A 24,655-nucleotide genomic window follows, 5' to 3' on the forward strand; every position below is an offset into this window, starting at 1 on the left:
CGAGACGGCGAGAAAAGACATTGTTACTGGTGCTGAACAATCCGATATGGGGTTCGCCCATTAATCGTTTCGCCAATGCGCTCGAACGAATACCCATTGAACTGCATCGCATCCAGTTTCTGCGGAGAAAGCACATTGCTCACACCTAGCTTGCGCAATTGCTCCGGCGTGACATGCACGGTAAACGAATCAGGCGCGACTAATGTGAACACATCGGCCGACTCCTGTTCCACGACATTCACAGAAACAAATGCATACCGATTGTAGATTTCTTCCCATTGTCCATTGGGATCAAGCTTCTTCCATGTGGCAAGATCAGGAGTGACTTCCAACGCATTCAATGTGTTTATTCCATTTGCCACTGCAAGATTCGCCAGCTGAGAGCCGAATGCATCATCTATTGCCCACATTCCTGGATTCTCAGATTGCAGCGACTGCACTTGTTGTATCAGCGGCTGCTTAGTCACGGGCGCACTCCCATACTGCACAGGATTCACAGACAAACCTGATACCAACAGCCCAACGGACACAATTGGCGCCACAACTGTGCGAGCAATTACGCCGTTATTCAGAACAGCGAAACTGAGCAAACCCGCTATGGCAAAACACACCACGACCAGCAGCCGCCCAATGTACGAGAGATACATCGCATGATTAGCCCATGCCAATATCGCGGCAAACACAAAAGTCACCAGTAATGACTGCTTCCAAGAAAGTTCGCCATCGATAATGGCCGCCGCACGCACCAACACTGCGATATTCGCAACGCCCAAAACCACCACGCATCGGCCGCTAGTCACAGAAGTCAACATCATTATCTTAGAAAGCCAAAGCGGCATACCCACGCAGGCAAATACTGAGAACAACGTTATGACTGTAATAAGCCAGGCACTAAGCACATCCACTTTTTTGCGCTTTATCATGCCGAATACGGCAAGAATTATTCCGAGCGGGAATAGATCTACGAAACGTGATGCCTCAACCATATTTGTTGTTACAGAGTCAACGGCATAATCCTTGAACGGGAAAAAGAGAGTGCCCACGGATGATATCAGCGACAGAGGGGGCAGCCCTCCTCCGATGGATTGCCTTGCGCCCGGATATGCCGTGTGCAGCATGGATTGAATTGTGCCCCACGAAGTCACCACTGCAGAGCCAAGAATCACACAGAATAAGGCAATTTCGCCCACAAAAATCAGGGCGTCTTTCTGTGAAATTCGAATATGTCCCCAATGCCGTATGACAATACAAAGAATCAGCACCGCAAGAAGATAACCCAGAGAGATTTGCCATGCGGGATACAAGGTCAGTGCAAACATCCCGGCGCATATCAGAATCACTGCGGCATATGCGGCCCTATGGCCAGACTCGGTATCGCCAAGATATCGATCAAAGCACACGATGGACACGAATATTGCGATAAGCATCTCAGGCAGTGCGTTGACTGCGAACCACCATTGCACCAACGGGGCACATGCAATGAGGATTGCACCAACGAACGCTACACCCTTGTGTTTCTCCTGCCGGCGATCATTGCTGATGCAGAGGAAGAACTCATATGCGGCCAAGAAAAGTACCACTAGGCGCGCAGACCAATAAAAAGCAAGTCCTCGGCTACTGCCGAAGAGGATATACCCCCAATGGAACGGCCTAAACAACTCGGCAAGAGCCAGCACAGGTGCATCCTTGACGATGAACATGTCCGCCGGTTTATTGCCAAACAAATCATTAAAGTAGCTATACCCGGAGTAGCTTTGCGAAAAAGCCAGAGGAGTGCCCACCACATATTCGTCGGTTCGTATTATGCGAGGGGTTCCCCATACCACGTCCGTAGACATGTCATGTCCCAGCCAGTAATTCCACATGCCTATGGATGAGCCGCTAATATTCAACAGCACGCAAGCCGCTATGACACTTGCTCCGAGTATGAAGCGATGGCGGTGCATCCACATACCCACCGGCTTCACGCCAAAAGCAATCATGGCGCCAATCACCAGCAGAGGCATCAATATCAGCAGGAACCGGATGCACAGCACCGGAACAGACTCCGTTGAAGCAACAGGAGCCAGCCGAAACAGACGTTCGCGAATGCTTGGATACGCCGACATAACCATGCTTGACGCCACTGCTGCGCATATGAATACCGCTATCAGGCGGATAAGAAAACCTCGGGCAGCAAGAGGTGATGGCTTAGAGTAACGCGTCCCTTGCAGTCGCTTTGTTGCCAAAATACTTCCTTAAGTGTCGCACACGGGTACTGGCCAACAAGTATAGTAACCACCATGTTCGAGAATAATCAGCCTTCCGTTGCGGTGCTTCTTCCTTGTTTTAACGAGGAGGTCACGATCGGCAAGGTGGTGCGCAACTTCAAGGCCGCGCTGCCGGATGCTACGGTCTACGTGTACGACAACAACTCCACCGACCGCACCGCCGAGATCGCCGCAGCCGAGGGCGCCATCGTTCGCCGCGAGCCCCGCCAGGGCAAGGGCAACGTGATCCGGGCCATGTTCGAGGACATCGACGCGGACGTGTACGTCATGGCCGACGGCGACGACACCTACCCGGCCGACGCGGCACCCGCCATGGTGTCCAAGGTGCTCGACGGCTACGACATGGTCATCGGCGACCGGCTCTCCTCCACCTACTTCCAAGAGAACAAGCGGCCCTTCCACAACTTCGGCAACCGGCTGGTCCGCGGTTCCATCAACGGCCTGTTCAATGCGCATGTCACCGACATCATGACCGGATACCGGGCGTTCAGCTTCACGTTCGTCAAGACCTATCCCGTGCTCTCGCGCGGCTTCGAAGTCGAGACCGAGATGACCATCCACTCGCTGAACAACAACCTACGGCTCTACGAGATGCCCATCCAGTACCGGGACCGGCCCGCCGGATCAGTATCCAAGCTCGACACCGTGGGCGACGGTATCAAGGTCATGAGCACCATATTCCGCATGATCCGCGAATACAAGCCCCTGCCCTTCTTCGGCACCATCGGCCTTCTCATCGGCGCCATCGGCATCCTGCTGTGCGGGGGGGTCACCTACGAGTTCACCAAGACCGGGCTCGTGGCCCGCTTCCCCACGCTCATCGGCGCCATCATGCTCGTCATCGTCGGCCTGCTGCTGTTCGCCACCGGCATCATCCTCGACGTCATCGCCAAGAACGACCGCAAGACCTTCATCACCGACACCAACCAATTCGCATACCTCAGGCGACACTTCACTAAGCGTCAACGTTCTGAATAGAGCATGGAAACGCTCTTATATACTGATGAGCCGTCCGCAACTAGATTGACTTGTTGCGGACGGCTCATGAATGTGTAATCAGTGTCTATTGGTCACACTCACTGCACTCGATACCAATGCGGTATTTTGTCACCAGGCTGATACGAGCACTGGTACAAATCTCCATCTTCGCTGCGCCCGTATTGGCCTGCTTCAATCTTCTTGCACCATGCACCAGGGGTAATGGCCCCGGGAACCGTTGCAGGGCCAGACGGCCGCGACGGAGTGGACGGCTGCGACTGAGCTGGCCCACCAAGCCCTAATGCATACCAAGCCAAACCTTCATCACGCCAACCCGCACGAACCAGTGCATCTCTCTCATTGCTATTCAACGTGTAGTTATGAGCGCCGGCTTTGGCATTCGGATTATATTGACGGTACAACGGGAATTCGTTCGTCGTATCGGCAGAATACCAGCCGATACCCTCATACCGCCAACCCTTCGAGACGAGCATGTCCTTCTCGTAGCTGTTCATCGTGTAGTGGTGATCACCGGCATTGGAATTATATAGACGGTAAACCGGAACCGATGACGTCACCGGAGCCACCCATCCGACACCTTCATAGTGCCAGCCAAGGCTTTTCAGATTATCCCGTTCATAGCTATTCGCCGTATAGAAATGCTCACCGGAATTCGGATTGTACATACGATACATCTCTTGGGAGCCCTCATCCGCATATGCCACATGCGCAGGGCCGGAGACTGCCATCGCTATAGATAGCACCATCATCAATCCCGAAATTACGGCACAAATTCGCTTCATTGTGATTCGCATAACCACTCCTCACTTCTATTAAGTTTTCCTCTCCCCACCAATGATAGATATGTGCCGCTGCCGACACACAGATGTATATCTGCCGACTATCCACGAAATATCAATAATCCTAATGCCAGCAAAAAGCCAACGACAATCATCAGTTGCACTAGTCCAACGGTATCTGCCTATTGATCAGCATCAGCGGCACCGCGCATTCGCGACATCAAAAAATATGCACCACGGTTCCACTCGGTAATTGCTGATAAAACCACTGAGCGTCCGGGATGCTCAAGCGAACACATCCGTGTGAGGCGGGCTGACCTAGCTTATAGCCTTCACTGACGATGTATTGACCACTCGAATTCGTGGGAACCGAATGGAAAAGATACGTATTGGTGGGTTCAAATGCAACCCAGTAATTGGCCCCCATACCCTCGCGTGCATTGTAGAAGGAGGAACCACGATTCCCGATACGGAAAGTTCCCCTAGGAGTTGCGTTGTTGACGCCCGTTGAAGCAATCAGCGTGTAGATAACGTTTGAACCACTTTTGACATATACACGTTGATCGGCAATCGATACATTGATACTCAGGTTCGGCGTTACGCTCAGGTTCGGGTACGTGCCACCGGATGGCCGCTGATATTGCGGAACCGGCGCTCCTTCACCTGGACCGACACCATACCAGGCCAATCCTTCATCATGCCAACCCGCGCGAACCAGCATGTCTTTCTCATTGCTGTTCAACGTGTAGTTATGAGCACCGGCTTTGGCATTCGGATTGTACTGGCGGTACAGCGGATAGCTTCGATTAGTATCGGAGGAATACCAACCGATACCTTCATATCGCCAACCTTTCGAGACAAGCATGTCCCTCTCATAACTGTTCAGCGTGTAATGGTGGTCACCGGCATTGGAGTTATACAAACGGTACACCGGAACAGACGATTGAACCGGTGCGCGCCAACCAATACCCTCGTACACCCAGCCAACGCCAGTAAGATGATCGCGCTCGTTGCTGTCTGCCGTGTAGAAGTGCTCGCCGGAATTCGGATTGTAGAGACGGTACATGTCTCGCGAGCCCTCATCTGCTGAGGCCTGTGGAATAGGTGACAACAGCACTGCCATAAACGCCGCCATAACCGCTATTACGACGAATGCATGCTTAGTGATAGTCCTTCTCATAGCGTTCCACCTCTCAAGTCTTCTCAGACTCCATCATAGAACGATATGAGTGCGAGCACACCGCTCACAGCAAGCAAACAGCTGAACACAAGACAATCACAGAGATGTCCAGGCAACGCCTTCCTGATGCCATCCAGCCCTGCCAACAAGCACATACTCGCCATATTCCGTGGTGAAAACATGCTCACCATTGTTCGGGTTATACAAACGGTATACGTTAATGGATCCGCCGGAAGGCACGTACCAAGACACGCCTTCATCGTGCCACCCCAAACGAGCCAGATTGTCTCGCTCGTAACTATTCATCGTGAACAGATGGTTTCCGTCATTCGGATTGTAGACACGGTAGACAGGTATGCCGGATTGGCCCGCTCTAAAGGCGGTTTTCTCGTATCGCCACCCCTTACCAACCAGCATTATGACTTCGTTGTAATTCATCGTGTAATGGTGCAATCCGCTGTTGGGATTGTAGACACGGTAGACAGGAACGCTAGGAGCCGAGGACGTGGCAGTTTGATTACCAAACGCATTCAAATCCACGGTGCCGCTAATGCCGCTCACGCTGCCCCTGCTGGTGTACTGCCAGCCACGGTCGTTGGTGGGGAATGCCGTATAGCCCATCGAGGAACCATACTGCGCAACCCAACGGGTCTTAGAGTGGATATTGCCACTATTGAGCGCAGTATTCAGATAAGAAGTGTATGAATACACAGCAAGATTGTTGTATCCAGCGGATTGCAACCTGCCATACCAAGCATTGACAATGCCGTCATACGTCCCAGGGTCGTTGGGCACCTCATGACCCGTCCAGGTCCACCTCTCTAAGTCGTAATACACCGGATAGCCCAAATCGCTTGAGCTCACACCGGCTTTCTGCAGCAGGTTCACTAAACTGGATCCCTCAGCAGCACCGGTATTGGCGTCATAAGCGTACGAATAGAGGTATATGCCAAACGGAATACCCAAACGCCTGCACTCGCTGATATTGCGAAGTGCCTGCTTGTCAAACCCGTTGTCCCACCCGTAGCCAATGCGAATGATTGCGCCTTCCACGCCTGAGTTTTTCACGGCCTGCCAGTTGATATTGCCCTGCCAGGCAGAAACATCAATCACACCTTTGGCCTGCTGGACAAACAGATTGTTTGACGCGTCGAAAAACGCTGCCGTACCGTTGTAGGAGCCCCAGTGAGCACCGTATTCATTGTTCTGCAATGCGGCAAGTCGCACTGAACCCTTGGTAGTGGCCTTGGCCGCACCATTCGTAGCAGTTGCACTGTCCGAAGCGTTACCTATGGCTTCGCCGGAATCAGAAGTACTCGCAGAATCCGACGGGGCGGAGGAATCGGACTGATTGGGCTGTTCAGAGTCACTCGAATCATTAGGCCGGGGCTGCTCGGGCTGAGTATCAGGCGTGTCTGGGGCGGTCTGCGCATCAGCCGCTCCCGCATTCGCGTCGCCGCCGTTGGCCGCAACCTTCTGTTTGACCTCATCGGCTTGCACCGGAATAAACGATTCACCGTCAGTCTTGGCAAGCGGATCAGGCTGAGAATCCTGCGTACCCACAAGAGCAGGATCAGTCACGGTCTCACCGGTGGTGATGTTCTTCAGTTCGCCGTCGGCGGTAACGGCATGATCTTCGGAGACCACAGTTGCATCGTCAGGGATCGCAGCAGAAACCTGATCCGGCAAGGCAGCGTCCGGGTTATCCGGCATGGCATCAGCAGCGGTGTCATCGGAGATTGTCTGTGTCCTGAACGGATCCGTCGACGCATCTGCAAGCGCGTCCACGCTCACATCGCTCAATGCACTAGCCGGTGCTGCGCACACCGCACTTACCAGCGTCATTGACGCAAGTACCGCAACCGCACTCATCATTCTCTTCGCTGACATCAGCGTCCCTTACCGTTTCTTATTTTCGCACCGAGTATTTAGACATTCATACCAGCAATGCTCTATTTGCGTCCAGCAAGCACTTCGCTTGCCCGCACACCACAATCAAGTCACCACCATACCCGGCACGTTGCATAAAACAGAACCAGTGACCTTGCCTCAACAAATTGCACGCAACTTTTCCCGCAATCGTTACGATTCGAGCGTGGCCAGCAAAGCACGGTGAGCCAGAACCTGAGGTTTGCCATGCGAGCTGTCAATAGTGTTAATAAGTGCTAGTAAGTCACACCGCAGTAGGTCACTTCGATGTACCGGTTGTTCATACCAATGAACTGGCCAGTCACAGAACTGCGGATTGCTCCGGTCTCAGGATCGATGATGCCGCCGGTCTGGGCGTCAATCAAGGTACCGTCAGCCTGGGTGATCACGCCGATCTTTTCGTTGTAGGTGGAACTGTCGGTGACAGTTCCGTCAGCAGTGGTTCCATCGGCGGTCGCACCATCAGCGGTCGTACCGTCCGTAGTGGTAGTGCCATCAACGGTGGCCGCTGTCTCGGCCTTATCCACCAGCGGCTGCCCCTTGCGCAACTTCTCCCACACGGCATCTGCACCGTCGGCCAGCTGGCTGCGATTGGGATCTTCCACCCACGGGGTAATCGGAATCGTCATGGAATAAAGGTTATCCATGCTGAAGTTCTTCAAGCTAGTAGCCAGACCAGCCAATGTACCTACATTAGCCAGGCCTTCGCTCATCTGCACCGAGTCCAGCGCCGACTTTGCCAGCTGATACAGCTCGCTCGTCTGTGTGAAGTAGTTCTTAGACAATGCCGTCTTCACCAGCTGCCTGATCAGATACTGCTGCCTCGTGGTACGCATGGTGTCCGAGCCGTCCGTGCCCGTACCGTGGCGCATACGTGCATATTGTGTTGCCAGGCCACCGGTCAAATGCTGCATGCCTGGGGAAAGGTTCAATCCGGTGTAGACATCCGTCATCTGCGTAGGGATGCAGATATCCACACCTCCGATGGCATCAATCATGTTGACCAAGCCGCCGAAGTCAACCACCATGAAGTTCTGGATGTCCAGGCCGCTCAGATGGTTCACCTCGTTCATGGTGCAGCTGGCAGCCGAGGCCACGTCGCCGCCCTGCGAGTAGCCGTTGGCAAAAATGGAGTTGAACATCACCGAAGACTGCGCGGCAATCTCGCCGTTAGTGGTCTGGCAGCCCGGAGTGGAGACCATGAGATCGCGCGGTATCGATACCAGATTCATGCTCTTACGGTCTGCGGCGATCTGCAGAATCATCGTGGTATCGGAATTATGCAGATCCGCAACGTCGCTGCCGCTACCGCCAATCGCGGAGTTACCCGCACCATCACGCGTATCCTGACCAATCAACAGAATGTTGATTACCTTATTGGCATACGGATCCACCGGTGAGTCATCTACTTTCTTGGCACCCTTCTGCTGGATGACCTGCACCTTCTGGCTGCTGACCGCGCCAGACACATCGGCCCAAGTGGCAGCGGCGAACGTTCCCACAAACACCAGCACGGCAATAACAGCCATGGACACGGCTGCAGCGGCCTTGCGGCTCGTCCGGTATGCCATGATGTGATGGGGGCCGCGCACCTTCTGCCAACCAAAATTGGGCAGATTGTTCTGTGCGTGCCGGTTCGCCATATCCTTTGCCTCCCTGTTTCGCAAGACGGATGCATCAGGCATGTGCTGCAACCGTCCAAGACGAGCTATGCTCTTGCCGATATCGAGGCCGTTCCGCACTGCGCGGCAGCCTCACAAGAGCACGTCGACTCTGCGAATAATAGGTGTTATACATCGTGGGTAAGTGTAACAGAATGCGATGAACCTATTCCTGATACGACGAATCGCAACAGAATTTCCATGTTCCGCGCGATTATGCGCAGTTTTTTGCATCGCTTTTACCCACATTGACCATGTTTGTTCCCAGCGCATTCCCAGACTTCATTGAGGGGTATAACAGTATTGCGCAAGAAAACGGTCACGAAGCGCAACAATAGTAGAGCCGTATTGATTTGTTCGGCTTAGGAGAACGGGAGAGGTACACATGTTCGTCCTCAGCAACGCCTGGCGGGCTTTGATGCGTTCCAAGGGACGCACCACCCTAACCGCGTTCATCACTCTGGCAGTCACGTTCGGCACGGTTGCCGGACTGGCCATTGTGCAGGAAAACACCACCGCACACACCACCACATACAATTCGCAGAAAGCCAATATGGCGATTCGCCCGAGCGCGGCCACCTGGAAGAAGGTCTCCGCCACCGACTCGGCCACCACCAAGCATTACATGACCTGGTCGTCGTACACCGATTACGCCTCGGCTATTCAGACCGCCGGTACCACGCTCGACTTCACCGTTACCGGAACAGTACCCGCCCGCGTGAGTGGCGATTTGAAAGCGCTCGATGGCGGCTCGCTCGGCTCCGCTTCCGACGATAAGACCGGCGGCCAGCTGGTTTGGCGCGCATTCTGGACCAAGGACGCGGCCAAAGCAAGCGATCTTGGCACCTTTGAAATCGTGGACGGCAAGGGCCTGAGCTATAACAACAAATCCGCCAACCCAGACACCACCGGCGCATTGGTCTCTGAAGCGTTTGCCAAGGCCAATAATCTTAAGGTGGGCGATACGTTCAAGGTAGCCACTGCCACCAGCGCATCAGACACCGCAGAGCTCAAGGTGCGCGGCATCTACAAGTACACCTCCGAATCCACCGTGGACAACCCGGTGGTTGCCGCCCGCAATCGCGAGAACGCGATCTTCACGAACTACCAGACCTTCTCCAAGGCCGGACTCGACCCGCAGTACAGCAATGAAACCGCCTCCGGGTGGGAGCTGCCTGACCTGAACGTGGTGTTCAACGTCACGGATTCTGCTACATATGATTCTCTGCTGAAAACGCTGAAGAAAGCCAAGCTGCCGGCCAAGGGCTACACCATCTCTTCCCCCTCGCTCGAGGCTTACACCAAGTCGCTTGAGCCGTTGGATACCTTGGCTGCTCGTGCCAAGACCGGCGTGATCGTGCTGCTCACCGTGGGTGGCGTGCTGTTGCTGGCCCTAGTGCTGCTGGCCGCGTGGACGCCGAAGCGCAATGATGAAATCGGCATGGCGCTGGTTTCCGGCGTAACTCGCGGCCGCCTTGGCTGGCAATTCATGCTTGAGGTGTTCTTCGCCACCCTGCCGTTCTATGTGATCGGCCTGGTCGGTGGCGCCTTTGCGGCAAAGCCCATCGGCGCGGCATTGATCTCCGGCCACACTACCGCAGTCACCTCTAGCCTGATTTGGCAGATGGTCTGGGGCGGGCTCGGCGCCATTTTAGCGCTGGCTATTCTTGCGGCCTTGCGACTTGCGTTCTTCAGCGCAGCCAAGCTCTTTGCCGCTGATGGCGACTGGGGCACAGTCAGCGAAATCGAGACCATTGAAGAGGCTGACGACGAGGTTGCCGAACTCGGCAAGGCTGTGACCACTACCACGACTACGTCCAACGACGATGCGGAGGCGAAGGCATGAGCGAGAAGAACGAACAGGAACTCAGCAAGGACGAAGCCCTGAAGAACACGGCCGAATCGGCCATGGCATCCAAGGATGCCATCAAGCCCGCTCCGGCCGATTCCATCCAGTTCAGCGTCATCTTTGACGATGCGGATGGTCTCGACCTCGAGGGTGCGGATGACGCCGACGACAATGCCTCCGGTGATATCTACAGCATCATGGCCAGCGCCGAAAGCGCCGCGGATGTCACTGAGGCCTCAGACGCCACCGCCGAGGACAACGCGGGCGCAGAACTCAGCGAGGCAGAAGCGGACGCTCTGGCTTCCGCAGACACCTCCGCCGCAGCGACCAAGCGCAATGCGGACCGCGTCAACGAGACGCTGAACCTGGCTAAATCTGGCGGCAAAGACGAATTGGTCGAACACGCAGCGCCGGCGGCCAAGGCCACCGAACCGACCATGACGCTCGCCTCGCGCATCGATCGCGTGCTCGTGGGCGGCGGCGCGGATGACATCCTGCTCAAGACCTACCCGACCTTTGCGCTGAACAAAGTCACCGTTCCCGGCGCCAAAGGCAAGATCAACGTACTCGACAGCGTGGAATTCGCCTGCTACGTGGGTCACGCCTACGCACTGCTCATCACCGACGACCCTGACTCGGGACTGACCGCAGACACCAAGCGCCGCGCGCTTATGGGCGTGATGAGCGGCCTTGTACAGCCGAAGTCCGGCACGGTGATGAATAAGAGCGCCAACATCGCCGAACTGGAGCCTGTGGATCTGCGTGGTCACCGTCTGGGCATCGTACCGCAGCTGCACGCCGTGCAGCCCGATCTGGACGCCGAGCAGAACGTGCTCTATGCCATGAATGCCTCCAACCGTAACTTCCTGAAGCCCAAGCCGGTGATCGCTCGTGAACTGCTGGCCAAGGTCGGCTTCTCGGAGGCGACCAGCGGCGTTGCCGTGAGCAAGCTACCCGTGGTGCAGCAGCGCTTGGTGGCCATTGCCCGCGCCATCAGCACGGAAGCGGAAGTGCTGATTCTCGACGAACCGACCCGCGGCTTGAACGTGGACGACACAGTGACCGTGTTCGCCGCCCTTGCCAAGCTGGCGCATAGCGGCGACCCGAAGCACTGCATCATCGTGCTCACCGCCTCGCGCGAGATCGCCGAAGCCGCAGACCAGATGTTCGAGATCTGATTTCAAGTCGTCGAGGAGGCCCCTGCGATTCGGCAATATCGAATCGCAGGGGCCTTCTCGACTTCAAGGGGCTGATTCGCGCATCTCGGGAAGTCTACTTCCGTTTCGAGGGGCTGGTCATTCAGTCAAACGCATGTAGAAACGGCTTGGCGCAACGCCATTTCGCCATTGTCGGACGTTGTCTACCTAGACACCAGCCCCTCGAGACGCAAGTAGATCTCCGGAGAAGATCGAATCAGCCCCTCGAAACGCAAGTAGACGTCAAACAAGGCCCAAATCTGTTCCCACTGACATCAACGTGGCTTATTCCCGAGCTAATCTAGGGATAATCCTGACCTTACGAAACGAAACTTGACGATCATGACCGGATATATTCCCACACTTGAGCAGATTGACGAGCTGCATCGCAAGATTGCGCCGTCCGAGGCGGCCTATGAGCTGGTTCACACGCATTGCGTGATTGTGGCGACCATCGGATGCCAGATTGTGCGACGGCAGAATGCACTGTTCACGCGTCGTTGCACGCTGCCGAAAGATGCACCCGAGTGGGGAAGCAATCGTCGCACAGAGAATACGGTAGATGCTGCTGTGTCGGCTACGCCCATGCCACCCACTGCGGGCGTCACGGGCGGCCAGGTGCCGCCACGCCTACTGGACGAGCATCTGGTGCTCATCGGCGGGCTGCTGCACGACATCGGCACATATCGCGTGTTCAAGCATGACGGTTCGGACGGCGAGCCGCTCAAGTTCAGCAAGAAGCGGTATATTCTGCACGGCCTTAAGGGTTACGAGTATTTGCTCGATGAGGGTGTGGACGAGTACATCGCCCAGTTCTGCCGCAACCATACCGGCGTGGGGCTCACGTGCGAGGACGTGGTGAAGCAGGAGCTTCCTCTGCCCCCGGCCGACTATGTGCCGATGAATCTCGAGCAGGAAGTGGTGATGTACGCCGATAAGTTCCACAGCAAGTCGGTGCCGCCGAAGTTCTTGCAAGTCGAGGCGTATACGGCTCGAGCCGAACGATTTGGCGAGGATAATAAGCGGCGTTGGCTAGATCTGGTGGCCAAATATGGCGTACCGGATATTCCGGTGTTGGCTGAGAAGTACGGGATGCGAGTGATCTGAGCTCCCGCTGGCGGGGGCTGTCAGCGAAGCTGACTGGGGGTGGTTCGTTTCCATCAATCAGACCACCCTCAGTCTCGCTTCGCGAGCCAGCTCCCGTCAGCGGGAGCCGAGGAACGGTCGAGGAACGGTTCAGATGGAACGCAGACGGTAGGTACCGTTGCGGTTGGACGCGATGATCATCTGATCATTCTCCAGCACGTCCCAGCCTTCCTGCTCATAGCCGGAGGAAGACACCACTACACCGGCCGGATCGCCATTCTCGTCATTCAGTGCGTGGTAGCGCATCACACGGTAATCGGCGGCCTGCTCGCCACGGCCATACTCGTCGTAAATCTCCACAATGCGCGGGCTGGTCTTCTCGCGGCCGGCAGCGCACAGGGCTATCAGCTGATCCTCGGACTGGATCATGCAGTTGTAGCTGGACTTCGGGTATGCCTGGCGAAGCTCGCGCACCGCCTGAGCCACGGCCTCGTCAAGCGGGAATCCGAAGCCGACGTACTCCAGAATCACCGCGAAGAAGATGGCGGAGTCGGAGCGTCCGCCGGTGGACAGAAACACGCTGTGATCCACGGGGTAGGAACGATTGGTCACAATGTTGCGGCCATTGGCGTCGGAAATATCGCCATTGTGAATAAAGCTCAAACCGTTGGCATAGAACGGGTGCTGGTTCTCCATAATGAGCGGCAGATTGGAGCTGGCCAGACGCAGATGCCAAATGGCGCCGCGAGCCGGCTCGCTAGCCAAAGCTTCAAACGTGCTATCGGCGCGTGCGGCGATGGTGGACTTGTAGATTTTAGTGCCGGTTTCCGGAGTGGGCGCGCCACCGTCGCGCACGTATGGCGCCGACGCGGGATCCGCGAGCTGGGCCACACCCCAGCCATCGTTGTGGATCTCGGACAATTCGCGGAAATCCTCGACATTGCCCTGACCCAACACGGCGTTAAGGCTCAGGTTGAACCCTGCCGTCGCGTATCCCAATAATCTGCACATAGTCAGATAACTTACCCGAGCCATATTTCGACGTGCGGCCACCGTTATAGGCATTCTTTATAGAGCGCGTCAGGCTATACACGGCGGTAACTCGGTTGAAAAGGGCACATTGCGACTTCTGCAGAATGCTAACTGCTTTCAGCAGGGGTACCCGATATGGAAGAGCCCAAGTACAAACGGCAGAATAACGCCATTCATACTTGGGTTCTCAACACTTAGGCACCCCTCTGAAAGCAGTTATTATTCCGCAAGAGGGTTCGAGTACCCCTTTCAACCGAGATACCTACTTTTTCTCCTCTGCCGACATCGCGGCATCGAGTTCTTGGACCAAGCGGCTCAGGCCGGCGGTGGTATCCATGGGATCGGGAACAGCCGCAGGATCGGCCACGCTTCGAGTCGGGGTTGGCGCAGGAACCGTCTTGGTCCCATCCGTGCGCTTCAGACGCGGCGGGCGGCGGGTGGAGACGAATAGCGGCTGCACTTCAATCAACGGGTTGTAGGGCGCCAAGCCGAACCACTTGACCGGAGAACCGGCCACATGGCGAATCGCGTACTTGGCTTGCAGCGAGAGCGCACCGCGAGCGGAGACCTTGGACTCCGGCATCAGCGCCTTGTGCACCAGCACGTAACGAACTGTGCCAATATCCGGGTCGGCGTCCACCCTGGGGTAGATCGACTTCTGCTTGGGCAGTTCTCCGGTCTTGGACAGGTCATGCATGATCTGGTGGATATACGCCGGAATGGACTGCGAGACCTTGAACCCCAGGCGGAACCGCACACGGAAGATGTAGTTGGTGCCGAAATTCTCCACCGAGTATTCGCGGGTGAACGGCTCATCGGTGGTCTCCACACTCACTGCCCACCATGCGCGGGCGCGCTTGGGGTGGTCGGCGAAGATGGAGAAGAAGATATCCGTATCGAGTCGCTTGGTCTCCGAATCGGAAGTCAGGTAGACGATGTTGTCCGCAAAGTAGGGGATGCGGAAGTCTCCGTGCAGCTTGTCGAGTGCGGGCAGGAAGTCCTTGGGCCTCATGTGGCGACGCTGCGCACGCTCCAGCTTGGTGCCTTCATTCCACGTGTACATGACAAACAGAATCGCGATGGTGAGCAGGCAGGTGAACCAACCACCATGCAGGAACTTGGCCATAGAGGCGATGAAGAACATGATCTGGATGGCCAGGAACAGCACGGTGAACACGATGGCGCCCACGCGCTTGCGGTCATACCAGAGATACACGCCGAGCAGCACAGTGGTGGTGATCATGGTGATGGTCAGCGCCAAGCCGTATGCGGCGGAGATGTGCTCCGAATCCTTGAAGATGGCAAGCACGGCCAGAGTGGAGACGCACAGCACGCCGTTGACCACCGGAATGTACAGCTGGCCGCGTGTACGGGCCGGGTAACGCACCTGCAGATGCGGCATCCAGTTGAGGCGGGTGGCCTCGGAAACCATGGTGAATGCGCCGGTGATCAGGGCCTGGGAGGCAATCACGCCGGCCGTGACGGAGAGAATCACCGCCAGATAGCGCACGTTCGGCGTCATCATCTGGAAGAACGGGTTCAGCGACTTCATAGTGTTGAACTGCGGGTTGCGGGCGTTGTTCAGCATCCACGCGCCTTGGCCGAAGTAGTTGAGCACCAGCGCAATCTTGATGAATGGCCAGGTGAAGTAGATGTTGCCACGGCCCACATGACCCATGTCGGAGTAGAGCGCCTCGGCACCGGTGGTGGAGAGGAACACCGTGCCCATCAGTGCGATACCGGCCGCGTTATGCGGGCTGAACAGGAATTTGACGCCGTACACCGGGTTAAGGGCGGCGAACACCGACCAGTCGTTGTTGAGATTCACCACGCCCACAACGGCGAGGAAGCTGAACCAGACCAGCACCATCGAGCCGAAGACCTTGCCGATGCTTTCGGTGCCACGAGACTGCACGGAGAACAGAATCACGATGATCACCACGGTGATCATGAGGGTCAGGCTCGGATTCTCGTCAAACAGCTGCTCGAGCGGCGGCAAAGTCTGCAGACCTTCGACTGCGGAGCTGATGGACACGGCCGGTGTGAGCACGGAATCGGCCAGGAAGGCCGCGCCGCCGAGCATAGCGGGAATGGCGAGCCAGGCTCCGTATTTGCGGATCAACGAGTAGAGTGCAAAGATGCCGCCTTCGCCGTTGTTATCGATACGCATGGCAATCAGCACATATTTGACGGTGGTAATCAGCGTAATCGACCAGAAGACCAGCGAGAGCATACCGAGCACGGCCTCGCGATCCACGTTGCCGAAGCCGCCTTGCCCGGCAAGGAAGGTCTGCGCGGTGTACAGAGGCGAGGTACCGATGTCGCCATAGACCACGCCAAGGGCCACGATCGCCATGCCCCACGTGACCTTATCCGGTCCGGATTGCAGGCGAGCCCACCAACGGCCAAGACGGCCTTTGGAAGAGGCGCTGGCGATTTTCTCGGCTTCTCGCGTCTCGGCCTCGCGCTGTTTGGCGATGGCCTCGCGCTCCTCCTTGGTGAGGGTGCGGCGGGAAACCTTGGGAGCGTTAGTGAAGGTGTCGGCCCTCAGCAGGGCTTCTTCTTCCTGCTTAGCCTTTGCCTTATTGGCACCAGCCTTGGCATTAGTTTTCTGGGCCTTTTGGGGCTTTGCCGCTTTTTGGGCACGTTCAGCCTGTTTATCTGACTCAGCCATACGTTCAGTCCTCCATTGAGGTGGAGATCCTCCCCCTCGCTTATGTCAAGCAACATATCGTAGACCTCGTTGGCGATTCTTACAAATTCTGCTCAATTCCAAGTCAACACATCGCCACAAAAGGGGCAAATCAACACGTCATTGCCCACTTCTGCGGCCTGCGCGGCGCATCCCAAGGAATAATGACAGCGAGCTCGCTCACACCCCGTAGACCACACGGGTGGTGTTGCGGGTGCCGCGGGCCACATCGGCAATGGGCAGGTCAAGCGTATCGGCCATGGCACGCAGTGTGTAAGGGATCATGTAGGGTGCATTGGTGCGGCCACGGTACGGCATAGGCGTGAGGTACGGCGCATCGGTTTCCACCATCGCGTGGTCCAGCCCCACAATGCGCATCGATTCGCGGATGCCATCGTTGCCCTTATAACTCACTGTGCCGGAGAAGCTCAGGTACCATCCATGCTCGCGCGCAATCTCACCCATCTCGCGGTCGCCGGAGTAGGAGTGGAACACGGTACGCTCGGGAGCGCCGTCGGCCAGCAGAGTCTCGATGACTTCGCGATGAGAGTCGCGGTCATGAATCTGCATGGGCAGGTTCAGTTCCTTGGCCAAAGCGATATGCGCGCGGAAAGCCTCACGTTGCAGCTCCTTAGCCCCCTCGCCGGTACGGAACAGGTCCATGCCGGTCTCCCCGATGGCCACCACCTGTTCGGGGTACGTGGTGGCAAGACGATGCACTTCAGCAAGAGCGTCCTCAAAGCTGGTGTCGTGGTACGGCTTGTATTTGAGCGGCAGCCCATCCGGCCCCGGCACACCGCGATGACCGTGGAGCACGGATTCGTTGGGATGTATTGCGAGCGCCGCGTGCACATTACCTGGATGATCGAGGGCCATCTGGACGGCGGTCATCAGGTGCGGCAGCTCGCAACCGCAGTCGATAATACCCCCAATACCGACGGCTTGCGCCTGTGCAAGCAACTGGTCGACGTCGTACACCGGGACTTCGGGCTGCCCTTTTTCCTGTGCCTCGTGGCTCATGGCCCGCGCAAACGGTATGACGGAGGCCACGTGGGTGTGGTTGTCGATGGTCTGGGCGTCTTGCGGCAGCGGTTCAGGTGCCGGTGCCCAGCTACGGTCGCGATGGTGGTGCTTGCTCATAGCTCCCCAGTGTAGGCAGACACCCTACCGTGCCCATCACCACCTCGATGCCCTTCCCGAATATGTACCACTGACAACGTCGTAGCGTCACATATTCAGGAAACAACCCCACACCTCCCGAATATGTACCACTGACGATCGCTAGACGTCACAAATTCGGGAACATCCCCATCTCCCGAATTCGTACTACTCAGTAACGGCCAGCAGTACAAATTCGGGAGATTTGGGATATGGGGCAGCTACGGGTGCCGAGCTACTCAGTAGCCCCGGTGGCCACGCGAATCATCGCGTATTGGGACTCGTAGAGGCGGTAGTACGCGCCCTTGGCCTCCAGCAGTTCGGCGTGCGTGCCGTGCTCCACGATCTGGCCGTGGTCGATATAGAAGATCTGGTCCGCGTTCTCGATGGTGGACAGCCGGTGGGCGATGATGAAGCTCGTGCGACCCTTGAGCAGATGCCGCAAGCCGGCCTGCAACGCCTCCTCGGTGCGGGTGTCGATGTTCGAGGTCGCCTCGTCCAGAATCAGGATGCGCGGGTCGGCGAGCAGCACACGCGCGAACGCGATGAGCTGGCGCTGCCCGGCGGACAAGGTCGAGCCGCGCTCCTCCACCGTGGTGTCGTAGCCATCAGGCAGCTCCATGATGAACTCGTGCGCGTGCACGGCCTTCGCCGCCGCCTCGATCTCCTCGTCGGTGGCGTCGAGCTTGCCGTAGCGGATGTTGTCACGTACGTTGCCGGAGAAGATGAACGTGTCCTGCAGCATCACGCCCATCTGCCGGCGCAACGATTCAAGCGTCACGTCGCGCACGTCGTGGCCATCAATGGTCACCGAACCTTCCGACACGTCGTAGAACCGGGACAGCAGGCTCACGATGGTGGTCTTGCCGGCGCCGGTCGGGCCGACCAGGGCGATGGTCTTGCCCGGGGTGACGTGGAAGTCGACCAAGTTCAGGATGTTACGGCCGTCGTCCTCGTACCGGAACACGACGTCGTTGAAATCGACCTTGCCTTGAATGGCGGGCAGCTCGGTGGCACCCGGCTTGTTCGCGATCTCGGGCTTGACGTCCAGCGTCTCGAAGATGCGTTCGAGGTAGGCGGAGCAGGTGACCAGCTGGTTGTAGAAGTTGCCGATGTTGATCACCGGGTTCCAGAAGTTGTTCGCGTAGCCCACGAACGCGATAAGCATACCGGTGGTCACGCTCACGCCGCCGAAGCCGGTGATGCCCACGAAGTAGATGAACGCGATGGTCATCACGGAGATGGTCTGCACGCCAGGCCACATCAGGAATTCAATGTGCTTGGCGGCCATCCAGGCGGTACGTACGTCGTCTTGCTGCTGCTGGAAGGTGTCGAACTGCTCCTTCTCGCGGGCGAAGGTCTGCGTGGTCTTCACGCCGGCGATTGACTCGTGGATGAAGGCGTTCAGATTGCTCTGCTTGTTGGACAGCACCTGATAAGCCTTGCGCTGGAAGTACTGCAGCACACGCACCCAGATGATGAGCACCGGGAACAGTACGAGGCTCCACAATGCCAGCTGCCAGTCGATGGCGAACATGACGATCAGCGTCACGAAGAATGTGAAGATGTCGGAGAACACGTTGATCAGACCCGAGGAGAGCGTGTCCGAAAGGGTGTTCACATAGTTGACCACGCGGATCAGGATCTTGCCGTGCGGGCGCGAGTCAAAGTAGCTGAACGGCAGGGTCTGGATGTATGTGAACAGATCGCGGCGCATGTCCTTGAGCATGAGCTGGCCCACGCGAGTAATGTCCACCGTGCGGTAGCGCAGCGCGAGTTCGTAGATCACGATCAGGCAGAACAGCCCGCCGGCCAGCATGGCCAGTTTGCCGAGATCCTTGTTCGGAATCGCGTCGTCAATCATAATCTTGGTCAGGTACGGGACGCTGACCACGATGCAGCTCATCGAGACCACGACCGCCAGGATGCGCACAATGCGCGAAATGTACAGTTTGAGATATTTGCCGACGCGAGCGATGTCGTGGAGGTTGATGGACTCCTCCAGCTCCTCATCCTCGCGGAATGTATTGCGTTGTGCCATAAGTCCTCTTCTCAAGCCCCCTCCGGCGAGGGGGCTGTCAGCGAAGCTGCCTGGGGGAGAGATATGTCGTCAAAATCTCTCCCTCCGTCATCGCTTCCTTTATTTATTGCTCACCTATCGGTTCGCCCTCGCCTAAAAACAGCCCACAGGGCTGTTTTCTTCACGGCTCAGCCCTCGTCAGAGGGAGGTTGAACGACGGTTAAAACCCCTGTGCGGCGCCGGACTGGAGTCCGAGCTGCTTGTGGTAGATGCCCCAGTAGCGGCCGTGTGCGGCCACGAGTTCGGCGTGGGTGCCGCGTTCGACGATGCGTCCGTGTTCGAGTACCAGAATCAGGTCGGAATCCTTGACCGACGAGATGCGGTGGGCGATGGTGACGATGGTCTTGCCGCTGTCCATCTCCTTGAGGTGCTTCTGGATTTCCGCCTCGGTCTCCATATCGACGGCCGAGGTCGTATCATCCATAATCAGGATCGACGGATCATCCGCGAGCGCGCGGGCCAGCGACAGGCGCTGTTTCTGCCCGCCGGACAGGCCCACGCCGCGTTCGCCCACAACGGTGTCATAACCCTGCGGCATCGACCTGATGAAATTGTCCGCGCCGGCGATCTGGGCCATTTTCTGGATATATCGGTCGTCGCTATCATCGCTGGCACCAAAGCCGATATTGCCACCGATGGTGTCGGAGAACAGGAAGGTGTCCTGCGCCACGATGCACACCTGCGAGCGCAAGGTGGCCAGCGGCCAGTCGCGTGCGTCGATGCCGTCGATGAGCACATGGCCCACGGTTGGGTCATAGAAGCGGGAGATGAGGCTGACGAGCGTGGACTTGCCGGCACCGGTCTCGCCGAGGATGCCGAGTTTGGAGCCGGCAGGCACGGTGAAGTCGAGGTCTTTGAGGATCGGGGTTTCCGGGTCGTCCGGGAAGGCGAAACTGACGTGGGCAAAGCGGATGTCGCCTTTGATGCGCAGCGGGCAGGACTTGCGTTCGGCGGACTGCCGGGCACCGTATGTTCCGGAAGCCCCGGGCGCTCCGGTAGCACCGGTAGCCTCATCATCGCGCTTGACCTGCTCGACGATTGTGACCGCCTGCTTGACGGCTTCGGCCGCGTCGGGCTTCTCTACGATGCGCGGCTGTTCGGTGAGCAGCTTGCGAATCTTGATACAGCTGGCGTTGAATCGCTGCCAGTCGTTGATGAGCCAGCCGGAGGCACGCACCGGGCCGTCGATCATCCACAGGAAGGAGTTGAAGCTCACTAAGTTGCCAAGGGTCATGTAGCCCTTGATGACCAGGAAGCCGCCGAGGCCGAGCGTGATGAGCTGCAGCGAAAAGCCGAGGCCGTCCAGCCAGGGCATGTACTTGCGCGAGTTGTAGGCCAGGGCCATGTTGCGCTGCATGTAGTCGTCGTTGTGTTCGTCGAACTTTTCGGTTTCGTACGGTTCGCGCACGAATGCCTTGACCACACGGTTGCCCTCGATGTTCTCCTCGACCATGGAGTTGAGGGAGGCCAGCGAGTTGCGGATGGCGAAGAACAGCGGGTGGGCGTGCGTGGAAAGGCCGCGCGTGAGCACAAAAATGAACGGCGTGACGCAGGCCAGGGCGAGCGCAAGTCGCCAGTCGATGGCAAACATCACACACAGGGCACCGATGAACATGACCACGCAGTCGGCGATCTGGTAGCTCACCCAACTCAGGCAGTGGCGGATCGCGTCGGTGTCGGAGGTCAGGCGGCTCATGATGTCGCCGGTGCGTGTGTGGTTGAAGTACGTGAAGTCGAGCTCGTGCAGCTTCTCGTATTCGTCGGAGACGAGGCGGTAGACCGAGTTCTGGCCGAAACGCTCCATCCACATCTGGTAGCCGTATCGCGCGCCCACGCGGATGATGGTCATGAGGATCATCAGTCCGCACAGACGTGGCAGTTCGTCGGTATGCCCGCCGACGATGACACGGTCCACAATGATGCCGGACAGAATCGGAATGGTCAGGGCCATCGTGTTATTGACGATGAACAGTAGGAGCGCGCCTGCCACGCGGGGCAGGTCTGGTTTGCAGTATGACAGCACCCATTTGAGGTTGCTTGCGCTGGTATTGATTCCCGGATCGACGTACATGTGAGGAGATCACCGTTTCTTGGGGATTGTTTGCTTGTGGTATGGTGCGGCATGCTCCTGCGCCGCACGCGGCAATCGTTGCCGCCACGATTCACGATCAGCCGTGCTTCGTACTGCGACAATCATTGGCGATTGGTCGCACGACCGGAGCTCTCCTTCACCGGTCGAAGCACGTTCGACTTTCGTAAACGCGTACTAGTCTAGGCGGCTTGCGTCCAATCGCAACAGCCCACAACCCTGCGTGTTCCCCGCATTCGCAACGATACGCGGCTCTCTAAGCGCAATATTCCCCGGAATGCGTCGCGAAACGTTGCGCATGCGGCAATGCACGCTCGAGACCTGTTGCATACCAGTCGACCAAATTATAGAATCATAATTAAGTAAATTACGATTCTATTCTGCGAATGCAGATGGCGCAGCATGCCATCCGGTCTGCAGCAGTTGGAAGTGCTGCGCAATCGCGCCAGACTGCTGCACCCCGAAACCAGCCATTACATGCTGTTCTCCAAATCAGGCTTCGACGAGCATGTCGCCGCCCGCGCGGCGCAAGACGGTACAGTGACGCTTGTCGATTTTGCGGATATGGATTAGTCGGCTCACTCCATTGCGGACGGTAAGGGTGAAGTAACAGGCTGGGTCAATGGACCGAACCGCTAGGCCGGGCAACAGACCCAATCAGCGACACGTTCCCGGGAAAGTGGCGCATGTCATATCACGCTCAAACAACCCAGCATGTATATGGGCAGGTATTCGGTTCGTCCAACAGTCTCCACGTTGCCATCATGGAACACGTAGGCATGGGCAAACCGATAATTGTCGGTATCCAGTAGGTTGTTCATGGCCCGATGCCGCGTATAGTCCTTGCCCGATTTGATTTCAACCAGTGAAATATCATCCAGACCTTGCTGCACTACAAAATCAACTTCACCAATACGGTTCTGGTTGAAGTAATGCAGTTCCAATCCCTGTGCAAACAGTTCCTGAGCCGCTGCATTCTCGAAAATCGACCCGTAATTCATACTGGATCGGTGATTCACAATCTCTAAGTCCACACTGCGCATCAAACGGGAGGTCAGCAAACCGACATCGTTCATGTACAGTTTAAACGTGTTCTCGTCGGCATGCTCCGTCAGCGGGTATTCAGGGTCTTGCACGCGCGAAGTAGGCAAGGCGATACCTGCGTTCGCCAACCAATCGAACGCCGTCTGCATATGAGCGAACCTGATATTCTTGCCCAACTTGGAGAACTTGAATCGTTTGTTTTCCGCATTGAGCTGACTTGGAATCGCCTCGTAAATGCTCTTGATATGACGACGTTCCACCAAATCGGAGACATATTTGGTGATGTCGTATTCATAGGTATCGAATATGGCTTGCTGAGTATTGCGGACCTTGACAATATCGGCAGAATCCACGAATGACTGCACTGCGTCGGGCATGCCACCAATCAGCAGATACTTGTACCACAGGTCGGTGAGCCGTTCATGTAGATAATCGGGGACCTCCCGTCGATCCACATAACATTCACGCAACGTATCGAGAGCGAGCTGAGGCAGCCGGCATGCAGCGCAGAACTCATAGAAATTGAGCGGATACATACGCATCGTCTGCAGGAAGCCCACCGGGATCGAACGCACATTGAACACATCAATGCCCAGCAGGGAGCCAGAAACGATGACGTCCAATCCTTTGGCGCCAGACAGGAATTTGGTCCACGTGAGCATGTCCTCACACGCTTGCATCTCGTCAAGAAACAGCAGAGTCTTGCCCGGCGTAATTTCCGTGCCGGAAAGTACCGATAACCGCAGTATCAGGTCTTCGGTGTCCTTGGCCTTGCTTACCGTTTCGACCGCCTGAGGCATTTCGATGAAATTCACCTTAGCCACATGCTCATAATGGTCTGCACCGAACTGCTCAATCAGCGTGGTCTTGCCCACCTGCCGGGCACCCGTGATCAGCAAGCCCTGCTTGGTTTTACGGTTCTTCCAATTCAGCAACTGGTCATATGCATGGCGCTTGAGCATATTCCCCTCCTCTTTTGTGGAGAATGACTGAAAACACTCAGGTCATCACACAATCACATACTGATATCATCTTAGCATTCACGTTTTTACATATGCAAAACACACTCTGAGTCACAAAAAACATAAGAATAGTGAGTGGTTCATTCACGTTTTACGTATTGTGCGACGGAATCGGCATCTCCCGCAACACGTGAGATATGCAAAAGTGCCGCACGCTGAATGGCGATCAGCGTACGGCACTGCGCGAAACGCGTGAAATCCGCAGAACGCACGAAACTCACGAAACAGATAAAACGTACAAAACGCAAGCAAGGCGAAGACAACGAACAGACAGAGACAGACAGCCTACAGGTCAGAACGCCAGCGAACGCACGTAGGAACCAACTTGCGGGCGGACGGGAACCAGCGAGCCGTCAGGATTGTAGTCAAGCGGCGCGAATACCACTCCGCGATGACAGCCATCGCCTCCAGCCCAGCGACCGGCCGGATTGTAGGCGAACCGGTGATACGCGATAATCCATTCGTCGGTGCCGGGAACGTTCACGATGTTGTGATGACCGGTGGCATACAGCTTGCGCGCCGGGTCTTGTTCAAGCAGCACGCACATATATCCTCATCGGCGAACAATGCAAAAATTCAACGCCGTCTG

At 56.7% G+C, this 24,655-nt stretch carries 16 protein-coding genes and 1 pseudogene; 5 read left to right on the plus strand and 12 right to left on the minus strand.

What is annotated here, in order from left to right; genetic code table 11:
* Positions 1-23 precede the first annotated feature (23 nt).
* A complete protein-coding gene (locus tag BBBR_RS09255; RefSeq protein WP_003829650.1) occupies positions 24-2,114 on the minus strand; it encodes a DUF7657 domain-containing protein in 2,091 nt (696 codons plus the stop codon).
* Between the two features lie 168 nt (positions 2,115-2,282).
* Here BBBR_RS09255 and BBBR_RS09260 point away from each other — a divergent pair, with 168 nt between their 5' ends.
* The gene (locus BBBR_RS09260; protein ID WP_003829649.1) at positions 2,283-3,248 is read left to right on the plus strand and encodes a glycosyltransferase family 2 protein; all 966 of its coding nucleotides are present in this window, start codon (positions 2,283-2,285) and stop codon (positions 3,246-3,248) included.
* 98 nt (positions 3,249-3,346) lie between these two features.
* Here the strand turns inward: BBBR_RS09260 and BBBR_RS09265 are convergent, their stop codons facing one another.
* The 4 genes from BBBR_RS09265 to BBBR_RS09280 form a co-directional block, all read right to left on the minus strand.
* The gene (locus BBBR_RS09265; RefSeq protein ID WP_003829648.1) at positions 3,347-4,063 is read right to left on the minus strand and encodes a hypothetical protein; all 717 of its coding nucleotides are present in this window, start codon (positions 4,061-4,063) and stop codon (positions 3,347-3,349) included.
* Positions 4,064-4,268: 205 nt separating this feature from the next.
* A complete protein-coding gene (locus BBBR_RS09270) occupies positions 4,269-5,228 on the minus strand; it encodes a L,D-transpeptidase family protein (protein ID WP_003829647.1) in 960 nt (319 codons plus the stop codon).
* Between the two features lie 96 nt (positions 5,229-5,324).
* On the minus strand, positions 5,325-7,118 hold the full coding sequence (locus BBBR_RS09275; RefSeq protein ID WP_003829646.1) for a glycoside hydrolase family 25 protein: 1,794 nt from the start codon (positions 7,116-7,118) through the stop codon (positions 5,325-5,327).
* A gap of 275 nt (positions 7,119-7,393) precedes the next feature.
* Positions 7,394-8,800 (minus strand): LCP family protein, encoded by a 1,407-nt coding sequence (locus BBBR_RS09280; protein WP_025300093.1) that lies wholly within the window; start codon positions 8,798-8,800, stop codon positions 7,394-7,396.
* A 403-nt stretch (positions 8,801-9,203) separates the two neighbouring features.
* Between BBBR_RS09280 and BBBR_RS09285 the strand changes: the two genes are divergently transcribed.
* The 3 genes from BBBR_RS09285 (at position 9,204) to BBBR_RS09295 (ending at position 12,970) form a co-directional block, all read left to right on the plus strand.
* Positions 9,204-10,664 carry an ABC transporter permease gene (locus tag BBBR_RS09285; RefSeq protein ID WP_003829644.1) on the plus strand — a complete coding sequence of 487 codons (1,461 nt, stop codon included), beginning with the start codon at positions 9,204-9,206 and terminating at the stop codon, positions 10,662-10,664.
* Positions 10,661-11,845 carry an ATP-binding cassette domain-containing protein gene (locus tag BBBR_RS10980; RefSeq protein ID WP_003829643.1) on the plus strand — a complete coding sequence of 395 codons (1,185 nt, stop codon included), beginning with the start codon at positions 10,661-10,663 and terminating at the stop codon, positions 11,843-11,845. The genes BBBR_RS09285 and BBBR_RS10980 overlap by 4 nt, the downstream gene beginning before the upstream one ends.
* A gap of 360 nt (positions 11,846-12,205) precedes the next feature.
* A complete protein-coding gene (locus BBBR_RS09295; protein WP_003829642.1) occupies positions 12,206-12,970 on the plus strand; it encodes an HD domain-containing protein in 765 nt (254 codons plus the stop codon).
* Between the two features lie 129 nt (positions 12,971-13,099).
* On the opposite strand, the gene BBBR_RS09300 is transcribed toward BBBR_RS09295, so the two are convergent.
* From BBBR_RS09300 to BBBR_RS09320, 5 genes are all read right to left on the minus strand, one after another.
* Complete coding sequence (locus tag BBBR_RS09300) at positions 13,100-13,960, minus strand: class II glutamine amidotransferase (protein ID WP_003829641.1); 861 nt, start codon at positions 13,958-13,960, stop codon at positions 13,100-13,102.
* A gap of 283 nt (positions 13,961-14,243) precedes the next feature.
* Positions 14,244-16,655 (minus strand): KUP/HAK/KT family potassium transporter, encoded by a 2,412-nt coding sequence (locus BBBR_RS09305; protein ID WP_003829640.1) that lies wholly within the window; start codon positions 16,653-16,655, stop codon positions 14,244-14,246.
* Positions 16,656-16,853: 198 nt separating this feature from the next.
* On the minus strand, positions 16,854-17,813 hold the full coding sequence (locus tag BBBR_RS09310) for a TatD family hydrolase (protein ID WP_003829639.1): 960 nt from the start codon (positions 17,811-17,813) through the stop codon (positions 16,854-16,856).
* Positions 17,814-18,066: 253 nt separating this feature from the next.
* Positions 18,067-19,872 (minus strand): ABC transporter ATP-binding protein, encoded by a 1,806-nt coding sequence (locus BBBR_RS09315; RefSeq protein ID WP_003829638.1) that lies wholly within the window; start codon positions 19,870-19,872, stop codon positions 18,067-18,069.
* 199 nt (positions 19,873-20,071) lie between these two features.
* The gene (locus tag BBBR_RS09320; RefSeq protein ID WP_003829637.1) at positions 20,072-21,982 is read right to left on the minus strand and encodes an ABC transporter ATP-binding protein; all 1,911 of its coding nucleotides are present in this window, start codon (positions 21,980-21,982) and stop codon (positions 20,072-20,074) included.
* A 420-nt stretch (positions 21,983-22,402) separates the two neighbouring features.
* Between BBBR_RS09320 and BBBR_RS09325 the strand changes: the two genes are divergently transcribed.
* Entirely contained in the window at positions 22,403-22,573 is a 171-nt protein-coding gene (locus tag BBBR_RS09325) for a hypothetical protein (protein WP_003829636.1), read from the plus strand.
* A gap of 116 nt (positions 22,574-22,689) precedes the next feature.
* On the opposite strand, the gene BBBR_RS09330 is transcribed toward BBBR_RS09325, so the two are convergent.
* Both BBBR_RS09330 and BBBR_RS09335 read right to left on the minus strand, forming a co-directional pair.
* Positions 22,690-24,006, minus strand: a complete 1,317-nt coding sequence (locus BBBR_RS09330; RefSeq protein WP_003829635.1) for an ATP-binding protein — start codon at positions 24,004-24,006, stop codon at positions 22,690-22,692.
* A gap of 352 nt (positions 24,007-24,358) precedes the next feature.
* Positions 24,359-24,607: pseudogene (locus BBBR_RS09335) on the minus strand (family 43 glycosylhydrolase); the annotation flags it as partial.
* Positions 24,608-24,655 lie beyond the last annotated feature (48 nt).

The organism is Bifidobacterium breve DSM 20213 = JCM 1192, assembly GCF_001025175.1.
Taxonomy (GTDB): Bacteria; Actinomycetota; Actinomycetes; order Actinomycetales; family Bifidobacteriaceae; genus Bifidobacterium; species Bifidobacterium breve.

What these genes read in the sequence shown, in the direction of transcription:
- BBBR_RS09325 (WP_003829636.1), top strand. Translation starts at nt 22,403, where the DNA reads ATGCCATCCGGTCTGCAGCAGTTGGAAGTGCTGCGCAATCGCGCCAGA.
- BBBR_RS09280 (WP_025300093.1), bottom strand. Translation starts at nt 8,800, where the DNA reads ATGGCGAACCGGCACGCACAGAACAATCTGCCCAATTTTGGTTGGCAG.
- BBBR_RS09310 (WP_003829639.1), bottom strand. Translation starts at nt 17,813, where the DNA reads ATGAGCAAGCACCACCATCGCGACCGTAGCTGGGCACCGGCACCTGAA.
- BBBR_RS09285 (WP_003829644.1), top strand. Translation starts at nt 9,204, where the DNA reads ATGTTCGTCCTCAGCAACGCCTGGCGGGCTTTGATGCGTTCCAAGGGA.
- BBBR_RS09330 (WP_003829635.1), bottom strand. Translation starts at nt 24,006, where the DNA reads ATGCTCAAGCGCCATGCATATGACCAGTTGCTGAATTGGAAGAACCGT.
- BBBR_RS09260 (WP_003829649.1), top strand. Translation starts at nt 2,283, where the DNA reads ATGTTCGAGAATAATCAGCCTTCCGTTGCGGTGCTTCTTCCTTGTTTT.
- BBBR_RS09255 (WP_003829650.1), bottom strand. Translation starts at nt 2,114, where the DNA reads ATGGTTATGTCGGCGTATCCAAGCATTCGCGAACGTCTGTTTCGGCTG.
- BBBR_RS09315 (WP_003829638.1), bottom strand. Translation starts at nt 19,872, where the DNA reads ATGGCACAACGCAATACATTCCGCGAGGATGAGGAGCTGGAGGAGTCC.
- BBBR_RS09320 (WP_003829637.1), bottom strand. Translation starts at nt 21,982, where the DNA reads ATGTACGTCGATCCGGGAATCAATACCAGCGCAAGCAACCTCAAATGG.
- BBBR_RS09295 (WP_003829642.1), top strand. Translation starts at nt 12,206, where the DNA reads ATGACCGGATATATTCCCACACTTGAGCAGATTGACGAGCTGCATCGC.
- BBBR_RS09275 (WP_003829646.1), bottom strand. Translation starts at nt 7,118, where the DNA reads ATGTCAGCGAAGAGAATGATGAGTGCGGTTGCGGTACTTGCGTCAATG.
- BBBR_RS09305 (WP_003829640.1), bottom strand. Translation starts at nt 16,655, where the DNA reads ATGGCTGAGTCAGATAAACAGGCTGAACGTGCCCAAAAAGCGGCAAAG.
- BBBR_RS09300 (WP_003829641.1), bottom strand. Translation starts at nt 13,960, where the DNA reads ATGTGCAGATTATTGGGATACGCGACGGCAGGGTTCAACCTGAGCCTT.
- BBBR_RS09270 (WP_003829647.1), bottom strand. Translation starts at nt 5,228, where the DNA reads ATGAGAAGGACTATCACTAAGCATGCATTCGTCGTAATAGCGGTTATG.
- BBBR_RS09265 (WP_003829648.1), bottom strand. Translation starts at nt 4,063, where the DNA reads ATGCGAATCACAATGAAGCGAATTTGTGCCGTAATTTCGGGATTGATG.
- BBBR_RS10980 (WP_003829643.1), top strand. Translation starts at nt 10,661, where the DNA reads ATGAGCGAGAAGAACGAACAGGAACTCAGCAAGGACGAAGCCCTGAAG.